Source organism: Leptolyngbya sp. GB1-A1 (genome assembly GCF_039962475.1).
Classification (GTDB): Bacteria; Cyanobacteriota; Cyanobacteriia; order Elainellales; family Elainellaceae; genus Leptolyngbya_A.
Genome location: NZ_JAMPLI010000003.1, coordinates 38,603 through 54,083 on the forward strand (window position 1 = coordinate 38,603; position 15,481 = coordinate 54,083).

Here is a 15,481-nt window from a genome sequence, read left to right on the forward strand (position 1 = left end):
TATGACTCAGACTCAGCCTGCTTCCTTTGCTTCTGCCCGTCCGGTTCCTGCTGCAACAGAACCCGTGATTCGAGTGGCAGGACTGCAAAAACACTATGGCAAAAAGAACAATCAGACGATCGCCGTTCAGAGCATTGATTTTGAGGTGCAGCGCGGCGAGATTTTTGGCTTGATTGGTCCTGACGGAGCCGGAAAGACGACGACGTTTCAAATTCTGGCGGGCGTGATGGAGGCAAGCGCAGGCGAGATTCAGGTGTTGGGACGATCGCCTCGCGATGCGCGGTTGGGCATTGGCTATTTGACGCAGCAGTTTTCGCTGTATCTGGACTTGAGCCTGGACGAAAACATACGCTACAGTGCCGGACTGCGCCAGATTCCGTCCGATCGTTTTCAGGAGCGGCGCGATCGCTATCTCAAGCTGATGGATCTCGATCGGTTTGGCGATCGGTTGGCGGGTCAGCTATCGGGCGGCATGAAGCAGAAGCTTGCCCTTTGCTGTGCGCTGGTGTCGGAGCCGGAAATTTTGCTGCTGGATGAACCCACGACAGGCGTTGACCCGGTTTCGCGACGGGAATTTTGGGATGTGCTGGCGACGTTGGCAAGTCAGGGCATGACGATCGTAGTCGCAACTCCCTACCTGGACGAAGCAGAACGCTGCAACCGAATTTCCCTGATGTATGAAGGCAAGATTCAGCAGACCGGAACATTGCGCCAGCTCAGGCAAAATCTGGGTTTATCTCGACTGGAACTGCGAACTCCTCAGCTTGCTGCCGTAGAACGGGCACTGTTAGCAGCGATGCGAAGCCCTTCCCCGTTGGGTGAAACCCGCGATTCGGCTTTAGTAGACGTGCAGACCTTTGGCGATCGGCTGGATGTGCTGGTGCATTCGCCGGAAGAGGGAACGAAAACGATTCAGCAAATTGCCCAACAGGAGCGGCTGAAAATATCGGAAATCGAACCCGTTGACGTGACGCTGGAAAATGTCTTCGTGACCCAGTTGCGCCATCAGGGGGCTGAGTCGCCGTTTGTGCCCTTTCCGCGATTACTCCCAAGCGGGAACTCCTTCGGATCGGATCGCGAAGGATCCAGAGCTGCGAAAGGAACTGCGGCGATCGAAACCCATCATCTCTACAAAACCTTCGGCAACTTTCAGGCGGTTAAAGATGTGACGCTGCAAGTTCGCTATGGCGAAATCTACGGCTTGTTGGGCGCAAACGGAGCCGGAAAAACCACCACGATCAAAATGCTCTGCGGCTTACTCTCTGCCAGCGGCGGCGAAATTTCCCTGGCAGGACAAACCAGTAATTTGCGCGACCCCGATTTGCGGCGACGGATTGGCTACATGAGCCAGAAGTTCACGCTGTACGACGACCTCTCGATCGTCCAAAATCTCGAATTCTATTGCGGGGTGTATGGCGTTCCTCGATCGCAGCGACGCGAAAAAATTGACTGGGTGCTGCACATCTGCGGTTTAGAAGGACAGGAGGACTTAATCACCGGAGGCTTGCCCGGAGGCTGGAAGCAGCGCGTTGCCTTTGGTGCATCCGTCATGCATGAGCCGGAAATCCTGTTTCTAGATGAGCCAACTTCGGGAGTTGACCCTCTGGCGCGGCGGCAGTTCTGGCGGTTAATTGAGGATTTTGCCCGTCGCGGCACAGCCGTTTTGGTGACAACGCACTATCTCGAAGAAGCGGAACACTGTAATTACATGGGATTTCTGGTGGCGGGCGAGGTCGTTGCAGAAGGATCGCCGACCCAGATCAAAGCAGCGCAGCCCGGACGATTAATCGAGCTGGTAACTAACCAAAATCAGGCAGCTTCAGATTTGCTAAAAACCCAGATGGAACCCTGGCGCGTCTCGATTTTTGGCGATCGACTTCACCTGGTTTTAGACAATCCCGATCGCGAGATGCCGCAAATTAAAACCTGGCTATTTGCCTATCAGAAGCCAGACGGAACCCGCATTGAAGTTCAATCAATTCGCCCAATTTCTTTCACGCTCGAAGATGCGTTTATCGGTATTGTGCAGCGAGCAGAAGCATAGCCAATTCAGAGGACAGCGCAATGATTAAGCCGCAGCGAATTTGGTCTCAGTGCATCAAAGAATTAGCTCAGTTCCGCCGCGATCGATTAACTGTTGCACTGGCGTTTTTGCTGCCTTTATTAACACTGTTTATTTTTGGCTATGCAATTCGATTGGAAGCAAAGAATATTCCGCTCACCGTACAGGATTTAGATAATACACTGCTAAGCCGCAGTTATATCGAAAGACTCTATGCGACAAATCAGCTGAATTTAGTTGAACGTCCCTTAAATCAGTCGGTGGTTGAGATGATCGATCGGGGCAAAGCGACAGCTGGAATTATTATTCCACCCGATTTCTCGCGCAATCTTAAGAACGGCGAATCTGTTACGGTTCAAGTTTTGATAGATGGAAGTGATGTCAATAATGCGCGGGTAATTCGCGGCAGCATTGAGTCTACCACGCGGTACTTTGTCAGAGTTTCTGGACTGCAGCAAAATCAGCCATTAATTGTTCCTCGAATTCGTATTTGGTTCAATCCGGGACGCAAAGAATCGCTCTACATTGTGCCGGGAACCTGTGCGGTGATTTTATGGATTTATCCATCGCTGCTATCATCGCTGGCAATGGTGCGGGAAAAAGAACAGGGCACAATTTTACAGGTTTATGCTTCCAGTTTAAGTGCGATCGAATTGATTCTCGGCAAGGCATTTGCCTATCTAGTGATTGGTTTATTGGAAGGACTGTTAATTATCGGCACAAGTGTGATTCTATTTGGCTTGCGCTTCACAGGCGACCCGACTCCATTTTTGATTGGAACGCCGCTGTTTATTCTGGTTGCGGTGCTGTTTGGCATCATGATCGGCACAAGAGCGGCAAGTCAAAATGCAGCAGTGCAGGCAGTCGCAACGATCGGCTTTCTCACCGCTTTTCTGCTCTCTGGTTTCATTTATCCGCTCAATAATATTCCCTTTCCGCTGTCGCTTATTTCTAATATTGTTCCTGCCCGATACTACATTCCCATTATTCGGGATGCCTTTGTGCGCGGAACCGGCTGGACTGGCGTGTGGTGGGCAGTGTTAATGCTGATTCTTTTGGGATTATTGTTATTTAATCGGGCACGGCAAAGTTTGAGCCGAATGCAGTTACCGGACTAAGAGGAGGTTTGAAACGTGATCACCACGACCCGAACCCCTAATTTTAAGGGAAACCGAGTTTTCTTTAAGATGCTCAAAGTTTCCCAGGCTTGAAGAGAATAGGGGCAATGTAGAACTCTTAAGACGGATTAAACAACTTCATCAATCAGGCAAACAAAGGTGTAGTTAAGGGTGATTCAGCGATGAAAAAAGTAATTGATTATCCACTGATCAATCGCCTGCTGAATAGCCGCGTTTGGGCACTGGCTCGCAAAGAAATTAATCAAATTCTCCGCAACAAACAGCTTATCTTTTTGCTGATCTTTCCACCCACCATTCAGCTTTTAATCTATGGATTTGCACTCAGCCCAGACGTGCATTTTATCAAGATGGGCGTGGTTGATTATGCCAACAGTAGCACGAGTCGCGAACTGGTGACGGCAATGACCGAAAACCGCATTTTTGTAACCGAAAATTATTTGTATAGCGAAGCGGAATTAGGGAAACAGGTACAGCTTGGCAAAATTACCGCAGGCTTGGTTATTCCACCAGATTTCGATCGCAAGTTAAAAGAAAATGAAACCGCAGAAGTCCAGGTTCTAATCGACGGCGTTGACGCTAATACTGCCGGAATCGCAAGCGGTTATCTCTCGCAAATTATCAATCAATTTAGCCGTCGATTGAATTCCAATCCTGTGTCTCCCTTGGTCGAGCCTGAAGTTGTTTTTCTGTATAATCCGGGCTTAATTAGTAGCTGGTTTTTTGTGCCGGGCGTGTTGGGACTGGTGCTCACGCTCACCGGCTCGTTGGTGTCTTCTTCAACCGTGGTGCGTGAAAAGGATACTGGAACCCTAGAACAACTTTTGATGACTCCCGCAGAAGCCTGGGAAATTTTACTAGCAAAAATTGTGCCGCTGTTTATTTTGCTGCTGGGGGATGTGTGTCTTGCGCTGACGGTGGGTAAGGTTGTGTTTAATCTGCCTTTTCGCGGTAATTTACTGCTGTTTTTCCTGATTTCTGCGCTGTATTTATGTGTGGGAATTGGGGTCGGAATTTTGCTTGCGACCATTTCTAAAAATCAGCGGCAGGTCGTTCTCACTTCGTTTTTTATTAACTTGCCGCTCATTCAAACTTCGGGGGCAATTGCGCCGATCGAAAGTATGCCTGCCTTTTTCCGCTACCTTTCCCTGCTCAATCCTCTCAGACATTATGTGGCGATCGCCAGAGGATTTTTATTAAAAGGCGTTGGCGTGGGTGAACTCTGGATCAATATTGTCGCGCTGGCTGTTTTTGCGATCGTCCTGCTTGGCTTCAGCATCCGACAGTTTCGCAATCAGTTGAGCTGATCAAAACTAAATTACAAACTGCTTTCTACAGTCCTTACAGAGATAGCACTGTTTGCCCCGTCGATACCCGTTCTTTGAGAGCTGTTTGGATTGGCAGTGAGGGCATATCATTACTTTCATTACATCACCTGACTGACGATCGCCCACATACGGTTCCAAATACGACACCATCACGTCCTCAATTTGCTGCATCAGTCGTTGACGATGTGCCGGATCAGGACTGCGAAGTGCCGCGAGAATCAGGGCATTGGTGCTATGCACACACACCTCTGCAAGGAGACTGTACTGCGCTTCAGGCAAGGCAGGGTTTCGATGCTTCAGAATATTCGCCATAAAGCCGATCGCGTCCTGCGTCATACTTTCATCGATCGATTGAAAAATCTGACGGGCTAGATAAAACTGTACAAACACCACACGCGATACTGGATGGGTAAACAGTTCTGCGGTTGCTGATACCAGTGTGTGAATCATTTGGCGCAGTGGTAGCTGAACGATCGAAGGAATCTCTGCCTGTTGCCAAAATGCGTTTACTCGCTCTGCATGGCGTAACTCCATCGCCTTGAAGATGGCAGCTTTGTCTGGAAAAAACTGATAGAGCGAACCGATCGCCGTTCCTGCTCTGGCAGCGATCATGTGAGTAGTTGCAGCTTCATAGCCAACCTCATCAAACACTGCCGCCGCCGCATCCAGAATTTTCTCAACCCGTGCCTTACTGCGCTGCTGTTTAGGCTGGCGACGCAAATTGATGGGCGAATGAGGGCTTGACGAATGTGAAAGTTCTGTCATATTTTGGAAACACGACGGATTTTTCACAATTTTAGCTTTAACGGAGAACACCATGCGCTCGATGCTTCCTGGTGCGCCTTGGCTATTGGCACATCAATCGATGCTAAAGGTAAACCAACCCCAAAAGATTGCTTTGTATGGCGTTGATTATGTGATGTGGAAGGATGGTGTGGGGAAAATTCATGCCTTACCCAATGCCTGTCCGCACATGGGAGCAATGCTGTCAGAAGGATGGTGCGAAATGCAAAAGGACGGCACCAGTGTGGTGGTGTGTCCTTTTCATGCCTTGCCCTTTGATCCGGCGGGCTGCACTGTTCTACCGGGTTCTGGTAAGAAAACATTGCCGCAATTGAAGCCCTTAGAACTCATTATTCAAGGCGATTTCATCTGGTCATACGGTGGATACGAACCCAAGGTTCCGATTCCGACCGTGTTGAATGAAATTGCCGAGAAATATTACTTTATTGGGCATACGGGCGATCGAAGTGTTGAAACTGATTTATTAACGATGCTGCTGAATATGCATGATTACAACCATCAAAACGGCACGCATCGAGACTTGTTTCGCATTACAGACGTAGAGTTTCATCAGTTTATGGATAACGGGCATCATTCCCATGCGTTTTATGACTTGCCCACCGCGCCCTACAAGCTAACCGAAAAACTGAGAAAACCTGATTTGTTTCTGCTTCCCACCGTAATTAAGGCACACCTGGAAAATCACTTTCCTTCTCTCATCATCTTTCATGGCGAAATGCCGTTGGGCAAAGCAGTACAGTGCCATTTCTTTGTCCCAGAAGCCGAGAATCGCACTCGCACCTACATTCTGCTGTTTGGTCAAGCGAAACATCCTGCCTTTAAGCTGTTTGGCAGTACCTATCTCAAATTCGGTAAGGTCGTTATTGATCAGGATGCTGACATTTTGGGCAAGCTTTATCCCGGCACGCTGCAGAAGATTAAACTCAACAACGAAGTGGGAATGGATTGGGTACGACGCAACTTTGAGAGTTTTCCCACTGTGGTCGAACCAAATCTTTCCAAATAATCACTCGTCTATTTACCCGTGAGCGAAGAAGCTCTTGCTCGAAATCCTGCCTGCATCAGGGCATTCACTGCGGCTTCCGGGTTGGGAATGCGAAACTGTGCCCCTAACCGCACCAGCTCACGCCGCTCCTGTCCGGTGACGACCGCGATTACAGGAATCTTACCCTGGTCGTCTGTGCCGCGCTGATCGAGCAGAATGGTTCGCAGTTCGTGCTGTTTGACGACATCGCCTGCCAGCCTTGCCTCTAACTCCACCATCACCATTCGCACTGCCTCGATCGCCTCCGCATCTTCAATCACAAGCTGATTGCGATCGTCTCGCCGATCGACCTTGCCCCACACCATCAGACGGGCATCGACTTCCAAAAGATGGGCAATTCGCTCATACGCTTTCGGGAAGACGACGGCTTCTGCCTGTCCGGTCAGGTCTTCGATTTGCAGCACTGCCATGCGATCGCCTTTCTTGGTCATCACGGGCTTGAGGTTGCTGATCATGACGATCGCGCTCAGGGTGACGCTATCCGGCTTGTCTCCCAGGTCAGAGAGGTTGATGGGTGCGAGCACTTTGGCGGCTTGATGCACGGATTTCAGCGGATGATCGGAGATGTAGAAGCCGAGCAATTCCTTTTCTAGCCTTAGCTTTTCCTGCGGCGGATAGTCCTCGGTGGAGGGAGCCTTGGGCGCACTTTCAAAGTTGGTAGTGGTGGTATTACTCTCACCCGTGCTGCCGAACAAATCAAACAAATTGCCCTGACCCACTGCCCGATCTTTTGCCCGCGACTGCGCCCAGTCCAGCACATATTCCAAATCGTTTACCAGCTGTTTGCGATTGAGATCGATCGAGTCCATTGCGCCGCACTGAATCAAAGCTTCTAAGGCTCTGCGGTTGACGGTGCGCGGATCAATTCGATCGCACAAATCTGCCAGTGATGTGAATTTGCCGCCTTCTGTTCGTGCCACCAAAACATGCTCGATCGCCCCTTCTCCGGCATTTCGCACGGCGGATAATCCGAACAGAATGGTGTCGCTTAAAGGTGTGAAGTCAAAGCCCGATCGATTAATGTCCGGCGGCTCAACCGTAATTCCCATGCTGTAGCAGGTGGCAATATATTTCTGCACTTTGTCCTGATCGCCGCTGTTTGCGGTCAGCAGTGCCGCCATGTATTCGACAGGATAATTTGCTTTTAGATAGGCAGTTTGAAACGTGACGTATCCATACGCTGTCGAGTGGGATTTGTTGAAGCAGTATTCGGCAAACTTAACCATTTGCTCAAACAAACCTGCTGCAACTTTAGGTTGGACTTGATTCTTTTTTGCCCCTTCCACAAAAATGCTTTGGTGCTTTTCCATTTCCTCCTTTTTCTTCTTTCCCATTGCTCTTCGAAGCAAATCCGCTTGTCCTAAGGAATATCCGCCCATATCCTGAGCGATCTTCATGATCTGCTCTTGATAGACCATAATTCCGTAGGTTTCATTGAGAATGCCTTTCAGCAATTCATGTTCGTATTCAATCTTTTCAATACCGTGTTTGCGATTAATGAATTTTGGAATCAGTCCTGCATCCAATGGTCCCGGACGATAAAGCGCAAGCACCGAAGAAATATCTTCTAAGCCCGAAGGTTTGAGGTCGCGCACGATTTGACGCATTCCCGAAGATTCAAGCTGAAAGATGCCTTCGAGTTCGCCTCTTGCAAGTAGTTGATAGGATTTGGGATCGTCTAACGGAAGGCGATCGAGATCCAGCTCAACCTGATGATTTGCCTTCACCAGATCCACCGTTTTCTGGATCATCGTCAGGTTTTTCAGCCCCAGAAAATCCATTTTCAGCAGTCCGAGCGATTCGATATCCTCCATCGGATACTGCGTCACTGCGCCGCCTTCCTTGCTCATTTCCAGGGGCACGATCTCATCCAGCGGTTCAGCAGAAATCACAACACCAGCCGCATGAACTCCGGTTGCTTTGTTCGTCCCTTCGATCCGCATCGCCATATCAATCCAGCGGCGATAAGTCACAGGCGGCTCAGTGGCTGGAACGACCATATCTTTGTCGTATTTCTCCTTGAATTCTGGAGCAGGCGTTCCCTCAGAAATCATGACCTTCAGCTTGGTCGGCTTGCCGCGAAAGACAGGAATCATCTTCGTCATGCGATCGGATTCGCCGTAGGGCACATTCAGCACCCGCGCCACGTCCTTCAGCACCGCCTTGGAAGCCATGCGGTTATAGGTAATAATCTGCGCGACTCGCTCTGTCCCGTATTTCTCGGTGACGTACTGGATGACCTCGCCCCGGCGATCGATACAGAAGTCGGTATCAATATCCGGCATCGATTTCCGTTCGGGGTTGAGGAATCGCTCAAACAGCAGCCCGTGATGCACCGGATCAATGTTGGTAATACCCAGCGCGTATGCCACCAGCGACCCCGCCGCTGACCCCCGGCCTGGACCCACGGGAATGCCATTATCGCGAGCGAATTTAATATAGTCCCACACCACCAGAAAGTAGGCATCAAAGCCCATCTGGTGCATCATTTGCAGTTCGTATTCCAGCCGCTCCTGATACTCCGGCTCAATTTCTGCGTAGGATTGGCAACCAAAGCGATCGACCAATCCTTTTCGGGTCATTTCCTCGAAATAGGCGGCGGTTGTGTAGCCAGGGGGAACTGGGTATTCAGGGATTCTTGGTTCTCCCAAAATGTTGTAGTCTTCGACTTTCTCTGCGACTTCCAGCGTATTGACGATCGCTTCTTCAATGATCTCTGTGATCAGGTGATCGCGGAATAGCCGCCGCATTTCGTCCGCCGATTTTAGATACTCTGTGCCGCTATAGCGCAGCCGCTTTTCTTCAGTGATAAGCTTTCCGGTTTGAATGCACAGCAGCGCGTCGTGTGCCTCCACATCGAAACAGGAGATGTAGTGCGAGTCGTTGGTGCAGATCAGCTTGATATCCAGCTCGCGCGCAATTTTCACCAGCTCCACGTTTACGATCCGGTCTTCCTGCGATCCGTGATCCTGAAGCTCCAGATAATAATCGTCGCCGAAAACTTCCTTGTACCAGCCCGCCCGCTCGCGTGCAATCTCGGGTCTGCCCTGCAAGATTGCCTGCGGTACTTCTCCACCCAGGCAGGCACTCGTTACCATCAGCCCTTCGCGATACTGCACCAGCAAATCTTTGTTAATGCAGGGACGCGCAAAAATGCCTTTCCCCTGGTAGCCCTTCAGGTGCGAAATCGTCGTCAGCTTCACCAGATTCTTGTAGCCCTGCTTATTCTTCGCCAGGACGACCTGATGATATTTCGGTCGGCGTTCTTGCTTTGTGATGTCGCCGTTGATCACATACATTTCATTGCCGATAATCGGCTTTACGCCCTTTGCCTTGCAAACCTTTAGCAGCTCGATCGCCCCATACATCACGCCGTGATCGGTAATGGCAACGGCAGGCATTTCCAGTTCCAGCACGCGATCGACGAGTTCGGGCAACTGACTCGCGCCATCCAGCAGGCTATAGTCGCTATGAATGTGAAGACCAACGAAAGACATAAGCTCTCATACCACACACAGGGCTGAGATAAGGTTAACCGAATTCCTGCAACGTGCAAACTATATATAGGATTTTCTACGACTTTTCACCGCGGCAAACGCTATAAGTAGGATATGTCGATAAAACTCGATGCAAAACTCGCTCCCGCTCAAACAAGGGTGGGCTCAAAGTAAAGATGGGCTCAAGCAAGGGTGGACGATCGGCAGAAACACTATCTACTTAGTACCAACGTACCAAATTTTTTAGGATCAGGTTCAGATCAGCGCAGGAATTTTTGGTGTTCGGGAATGCCAATGGTTTCAAGTCCTCTACTTGAGGGGGATTCGCGGGAGATTTCGGGGCGGGCAATCCGTGCAGTAAACCCCAGTAAATCAAACCACAAATCAAACCACAGTAACTCACTTGAACCCGATGCTTGAAGACTGGCTGGAAGTAAAGCAAGGCTTACCCCATTCAACGACAAAGCTCAAGAATGCGAGATAAAGTTCCGTATCGGAGCGTTAAATAAATCACCCCTAAGGAATAAAACAGCGTCTATTATCAGGGATGGTATGCACGCAGTTTCGGAGATGGTTCGACGGTGCTAGACCTGTTTCAAGGACTCCTTTCCCTTTTCTTTAGTCAACAAGAGCCAAAACTTCAGCTTTTGCGATCGACCAATCTTTCCCCCTGGCTCGATACTGTTTGGGTGCGATCGGCTGCCGTTCGCAAGCCCGACCCCCAGGCAGAACTCGCGGTGCGGCTCCATCTGGCAACCATGGCGCGGCTCAATTTACCGATCGAGGGCCAGGGTGTCTGGGTTCAGGCGGGCAACGAGATTCTGGCAGAAAATCAGGGGATTGCGCCGCTGTCGGCTGCATCTCTCACCAAAACGGCAACCACGCTTGCAGCCCTCCAAGCCTGGGGGATCGATCATCGGTTTGAAACGCTAATCAGCGCGTCAGGCCCGATCGAGGATGGCGTTTTGAAGGGCGATCTGATTGTGCAGGGGGGCGGCGATCCGTTTTTTGTGTGGGAAGAGGCGATCGTCCTGGGCAATTCGCTCAGCCAGAAAGGCATCCGGCAGGTGACAGGCAACTTGGTCGTATCTGGCAATTTTGCGATGAACTTTGAGACTGACCCCGCACAAGCCGGATCGCTGCTAAAGCAGGGAATTGATGCAAATCTCTGGTCAGCCGAAGCCGCAGCGCAGCACAGCAAACTTCCTCCCGGAACTGCCCGCCCGCAGATTCAGATCAACGGCACCATGCAGGTCAACTCCCTAGAGCAGCTTAAAGCCCGCTCGCTCACGCCCCTGATTCGCCACCGATCGCTGCCGATGATCGACATTCTCAAGGCGATGAATATCTACAGCAATAACATCATGTCTGAGATGATGGCGCAAATGCTGGGCGGGGCGGCAGGCGTGACGCAAAAAGTATTGCAGGCAACGCAGATTCCCCCGGAAGAGATTCAAATCATCAACGGTTCAGGCTTGGGAGAGCAAAATCGGCTGTCCCCCAGAGCCGTAACGGCAATTCTGATCGCAACGCAGCGATATCTTCAGCCGCGCCAGCTCTCCGTTGCTGATATTTATCCGATTCAAGGGCGCGATTCGGGCACGCTCAAATGGCGAGAACTGCCCAATGGCTCAGCCGTCAAAACGGGAACGCTGAATGCCGTCAGCTCGCTGGCAGGCGCGATTCCTACCCGCGATCGGGGCTTAGTCTGGTTCACAATCATCAACCTGGGCGCAGGCGACCTCGAAACCTTCCACCAACAGCAAGATCAGCTCCTCCAGAGACTTCAGCAAGCCTGGGGCGCACCCAACCCGCTCCCGCCAGCAATTCAGCCTAGCGATCGACCGCGTCCGTCTGCTTCTCGTCTGGGGGCTGCGGAGCGCAACGAGATACTATAGTCGCACCCGCTCTAAGCCCGTGTGGGATGGAAATATTGTGAGCTGGAAACGGTGAACTGGAGACTGTGAGCTGGAAACATTGAAGAGACCGGGTCAGCGAATCGGATCGTGAACGGTCACAAGCTTTGTACCGTCGGGAAAGGTGGCTTCGACCTGAACTTCGTGAATCATTTCGGGGATGCCTTCCATCACGTCCGCTCGTGTCAGCAGCGTTGTGCCATAGGTCATCAAGTCGGCAACGGTGCGTCCTTCTCTGGCTCCCTCCAGAATTGCTGCTGAAAGATAGGCGATCGCTTCTGGATAGTTAAGCTTGATGCCGCGATCCTTGCGTCTTTCGGCAACCAGAGCAGCCGTAAAAATAAGAAGCTTGTCCTTCTCTTGAGGAGTTAGTTGCATAAAATTAACTCTGAACTGGGGTGCTAGGATTCGAACCTAGGAATGGCGGGACCAAAACCCGCTGCCTTACCACTTGGCGACACCCCATCGTCTGCGCCTTCATCATATTACCAACACAGGTCGGCAAAGTGTCAAGCGGTTGGAAAAATTTTCCTGAGGCAAGGGCAGAACTCCTACCGTATTCGGGATGATATATAGAATCAGCCCTCCGGCAGAAGCAAACTGACCCCATTCTAGGCAATGGTGATTTTATACTCTGCTTACGGGGTTTGTGTGCGATCGAGCGATCGCCTCTCTTCACATAACCTTTGTTAAGGATAGATGGAACTCAGTGAGAACCGCATAAAGAGATTCTGAAACTTGAGCGCAGCGGCGTATTTCCCTTTTGCTTTACGTTAGCTTTTTGACCGTAGCTTCCCAGAATCTCAACTTATATCTCAACCTCATCTTGACCCTTCGACTCAGGTTCCAGCGATATTTTCATCGATCGATTTTTCTCTCGTGCGGGTAGATTAAAATTATCCCCCTCCCTCTTCACCCCTATGGATACTGTTCAAAGCCCCTTTAGTCGCGCCAATTATTCGTTTCGGCGGGCAGACTACGCTCACTGGCATCGACAGCAGAGCAAACAGCACATCCTTCGATCGCAGCTTGGCTTTCGGGACGTTAGCTCTTCGCGTCCAAGAGCCTGTGCGGGCTGTGTCCACTACCATGGCATTGCCTACGGCTATAATCGCGACAGTCGCAGTCTGCTGGTGTGTGGCTTTCATCCCTATGGCTGGCAACAGGACGATACCTGCCCAGACTGGAACGATCAGCAGTAGCCGCCCGATCGCTGTAAGATCCTACTGGATAGGTTTTGAGGAAAATGAATGCTGAAGCGGATTGCAGCAGTGCTGGTCGTTGTGTTGAGCCTGAGTCTACAGAGTTGCACTCCGGCGGCTACCGGAACCGGTTTGAAAAGCTATGTGAACACGTATCAGGGATACCAGTTCCTCTATCCCAACGGCTGGGTTGAGGTAAAGGTGAACAACGGTCCTGATGTAGTGCTGCATGACTTGATCGAGGAAACAGAAAACGCCAGCGTGATTATTAGCCCCGTCAGCGACAACAAAACGCTAGAAGACCTGGGCACTCCGACGGAAGTGGGTTATCGGCTCTCAAAAAGTGCGATCGCCCCAGAAGGATCAGGACGGCAGGCAGAGCTAGTATCCGCCGAAGCGCGGCAGGACGATGAAAAGACTTACTATCTGCTGGAATATGCTGTAACGCTCCCGAATCAGCTTCGTCACAGTATTGCCAGCGTGTCGGTGCGGCGGGGACAGCTTTATACCTTTAATGTTTCTACCACCGAGCGACGCTGGGGCAAAGTGGAAGACCTGTTTCGGGTCGTTGCCAAATCCTTCTCGGTCTATTAATCAATTTAATTTAGTGGAGTGAGGGTGGTTTCATGGCGGTTAATCCCTTGATTCCTCGCTTTGTTTTAGCGTCTGCGTCTCCGGCTCGTAAACGGTTGCTGCAAACGGCTGGAATTCCGGTGTTTGTGCAGCCGAGCGACTATGACGAGTCAAAAATTCAAGAATCAAAACCCGATCGCCTCGTTCAACAATTAGCCCAGGGCAAAGCCGAAACCGTTGCGCCGCTATTGTCGGATTCACTGATTCTGGGCTGTGACTCGGTGTTGGCACTAGAGGGCGAAATCTACGGCAAGCCGAAAGATGCGGCAGAAGCGATCGAACGCTGGCAGAAGATGCGCGGGCGAGTCGGGCAGCTTTATACCGGGCACTGCCTGATCGATCAGCCGCAACAAAAAACACTGGTGCGGGCTCAGGTGACGCAGGTGCATTTTGCAAACGTGAGCGATCGAGAAATTGAGGCTTATGTGGCGACGGGTGAACCGCTTCAGTGTGCAGGCTGCTTTGCGCTGGAAGGGCGGGGGGGACTGTTTGTAGAGCGACTCGAAGGCTGCCACAGCAACGTGATTGGGCTGAGTCTTCCCCTGCTGCGCCAGATGCTGGTAGATTTACAGTACGAGGTCGTGAACTTTTGGTTGAGCTAGCACTAAAAAATAAAAACTCGCCTCAGGGTTCATGTTGTCTTTATGAAGTCAATAGGGCTACGGATGCTATAGTCCCTAGGAAGACGGGACAATACGGATAAGCCGAGTGACAGCCGCACAAGTGCATGGATGCTTCAACTCCCCCTATCAATGATCTGCGTTCTGGCTCGCCTCAGCCAAGTCAACTCAATCAGCTCTGTGGTTCTGAAACGCGATTTCGCGATCGATATCAGATTGTGCGGGCACTGGGTCGGGGTGGCTTTGGGGTGACTTTTCTGGCAAGGGATGTTTTGCTGCCCCATCATCCCCTTTGCGTGATTAAGCAGCTCTGCCCCAAGGTTGCCAACCCGATCGTGTTGCAGCGCGCCTGCCAGCGGTTTGAACGGGAAGCAAAAACGCTCAGCCAGCTCGGAAGTCATGCCCAGATCCCCTGCTTGCTCGACTACTTTGAGCTGAATGGCGAGTTTTATCTCGTGCAGGAATATGTGCGCGGTCGCACCCTGGCAAAAGAAGTTAAACTGCGGGGCGTTTTTTCAGAAGCAGAAGTTAAAACTTTTCTGCGGGAGCTATTGCCCGTGCTGAGCTACATCCATCAGCAGCAGGTGATTCATCGCGACATTAAGCCACCCAATATTATTCGCTGTCAGGATGACGGCAGGCTGGTGCTGATCGACTTTGGAGCTGTGAAAGAACAGTTCATCAAGGTCGATGAAATGACTCATAAAGGGGCAACAACCCACTTTGTCGGAACGCTGGGCTTTGCTCCGCCGGAGCAGCTCTCTCTGCGGTCAACCTACGCCAGCGACATTTTTGCGATCGGTGTTACCTGCCTTTACCTGCTGACTGGAAAGCCGCCGATGGAGTTTGACTATGACATCGAAACTGGGGAAGTGAAGTGGCAGGATGCTGTGCAGGTGAGCGGCTATTTTGCCAAAGTGCTGGACAAAATGCTGAAGGTGTCGCCTCGCGATCGCTATCAGTCGGCAGAGGACGTGCTGCGAGCGATCGAGCTAGAACCGTATCTTGACAGTTTGGCGTCCTGCATGAGTAACCATCCCTTGGGAACGATCGAGGATGAAGACTTATTGCATGGCAGCTATCTTTCCCCGATCGTGCGAACCGCAATTGCGATCCGACGCTGGCGCAAACGTAGACTGGCAGCCGAACGGCAGCGAAAACGATCGGAGATGGTGATTTACTAAGAGGGGATTGGCGCAGGATTGAAGGGGCTGCAAAACCCGGAACACCGGCAGGAT

At 51.1% G+C, this 15,481-nt stretch carries 11 protein-coding genes, 1 tRNA gene and 2 pseudogenes; 9 read left to right on the top strand and 5 right to left on the bottom strand.

The window, feature by feature from the left end:
- Position 1: 1 nt before the first annotated feature.
- The 3 genes from NDI45_RS04005 (at position 2) to NDI45_RS04015 (ending at position 4,505) form a co-directional block, all read left to right on the top strand.
- Entirely contained in the window at positions 2 to 2,044 is a 2,043-nt protein-coding gene (locus NDI45_RS04005; RefSeq protein WP_190791764.1) for an ATP-binding cassette domain-containing protein, read from the top strand.
- Between the two features lie 20 nt (positions 2,045 to 2,064).
- The gene (locus NDI45_RS04010; protein WP_348246485.1) at positions 2,065 to 3,180 is read left to right on the top strand and encodes an ABC transporter permease; all 1,116 of its coding nucleotides are present in this window, start codon (positions 2,065 to 2,067) and stop codon (positions 3,178 to 3,180) included.
- A gap of 182 nt (positions 3,181 to 3,362) precedes the next feature.
- On the top strand, positions 3,363 to 4,505 hold the full coding sequence (locus NDI45_RS04015) for an ABC transporter permease (protein ID WP_348246487.1): 1,143 nt from the start codon (positions 3,363 to 3,365) through the stop codon (positions 4,503 to 4,505).
- A 12-nt stretch (positions 4,506 to 4,517) separates the two neighbouring features.
- Here NDI45_RS04015 and NDI45_RS04020 read toward each other — a convergent pair.
- Both NDI45_RS04020 and NDI45_RS04025 read right to left on the bottom strand, forming a co-directional pair.
- A pseudogene (locus NDI45_RS04020) lies at positions 4,518 to 4,610 on the bottom strand (TetR/AcrR family transcriptional regulator); the annotation flags it as partial.
- Between the two features lie 63 nt (positions 4,611 to 4,673).
- Positions 4,674 to 5,345: pseudogene (locus tag NDI45_RS04025) on the bottom strand (TetR/AcrR family transcriptional regulator); the annotation flags it as partial.
- On the opposite strand from NDI45_RS04025, the gene NDI45_RS04030 reads away from it, so the two are divergent.
- Positions 5,344 to 6,336, top strand: coding sequence for a Rieske 2Fe-2S domain-containing protein (locus NDI45_RS04030; protein WP_190791768.1), 993 nt, complete (start codon positions 5,344 to 5,346; stop codon positions 6,334 to 6,336). The pseudogene NDI45_RS04025 and the gene NDI45_RS04030 sit on opposite strands and share 2 nt — an antisense overlap.
- 8 nt (positions 6,337 to 6,344) lie before the next feature.
- On the opposite strand, the gene NDI45_RS04035 is transcribed toward NDI45_RS04030, so the two are convergent.
- Positions 6,345 to 9,872, bottom strand: a complete 3,528-nt coding sequence (locus NDI45_RS04035; protein ID WP_190791769.1) for a DNA polymerase III subunit alpha — start codon at positions 9,870 to 9,872, stop codon at positions 6,345 to 6,347.
- A 581-nt stretch (positions 9,873 to 10,453) separates the two neighbouring features.
- Here NDI45_RS04035 and NDI45_RS04040 point away from each other — a divergent pair.
- A complete protein-coding gene (locus tag NDI45_RS04040; protein WP_190791770.1) occupies positions 10,454 to 11,770 on the top strand; it encodes a D-alanyl-D-alanine carboxypeptidase in 1,317 nt (438 codons plus the stop codon).
- Positions 11,771 to 11,863: 93 nt separating this feature from the next.
- Here the strand turns inward: NDI45_RS04040 and ureA are convergent, their stop codons facing one another.
- Positions 11,864 to 12,166: an urease subunit gamma gene (gene ureA, locus NDI45_RS04045; protein ID WP_190791771.1), complete on the bottom strand. Its 303-nt coding sequence runs from the start codon at positions 12,164 to 12,166 to the stop codon at positions 11,864 to 11,866.
- Between the two features lie 15 nt (positions 12,167 to 12,181).
- Positions 12,182 to 12,253, bottom strand: a tRNA-Gln gene (locus NDI45_RS04050).
- A 455-nt stretch (positions 12,254 to 12,708) separates the two neighbouring features.
- Between NDI45_RS04050 and NDI45_RS04055 the strand changes: the two genes are divergently transcribed.
- The 4 genes from NDI45_RS04055 to NDI45_RS04070 all read left to right on the top strand — a co-directional run bounded on the left by NDI45_RS04055 (position 12,709) and on the right by NDI45_RS04070 (position 15,427).
- Entirely contained in the window at positions 12,709 to 12,990 is a 282-nt protein-coding gene (locus NDI45_RS04055; RefSeq protein ID WP_190791772.1) for a hypothetical protein, read from the top strand.
- A 48-nt stretch (positions 12,991 to 13,038) separates the two neighbouring features.
- Positions 13,039 to 13,584, top strand: coding sequence for a photosystem II reaction center PsbP (gene psbP, locus NDI45_RS04060; protein ID WP_190791773.1), 546 nt, complete (start codon positions 13,039 to 13,041; stop codon positions 13,582 to 13,584).
- Positions 13,585 to 13,616: 32 nt separating this feature from the next.
- A complete protein-coding gene (locus tag NDI45_RS04065; RefSeq protein WP_190791774.1) occupies positions 13,617 to 14,225 on the top strand; it encodes a nucleoside triphosphate pyrophosphatase in 609 nt (202 codons plus the stop codon).
- Positions 14,226 to 14,350: 125 nt separating this feature from the next.
- The gene (locus NDI45_RS04070; RefSeq protein WP_348246491.1) at positions 14,351 to 15,427 is read left to right on the top strand and encodes a serine/threonine-protein kinase; all 1,077 of its coding nucleotides are present in this window, start codon (positions 14,351 to 14,353) and stop codon (positions 15,425 to 15,427) included.
- Positions 15,428 to 15,481: the final 54 nt, after the last annotated feature.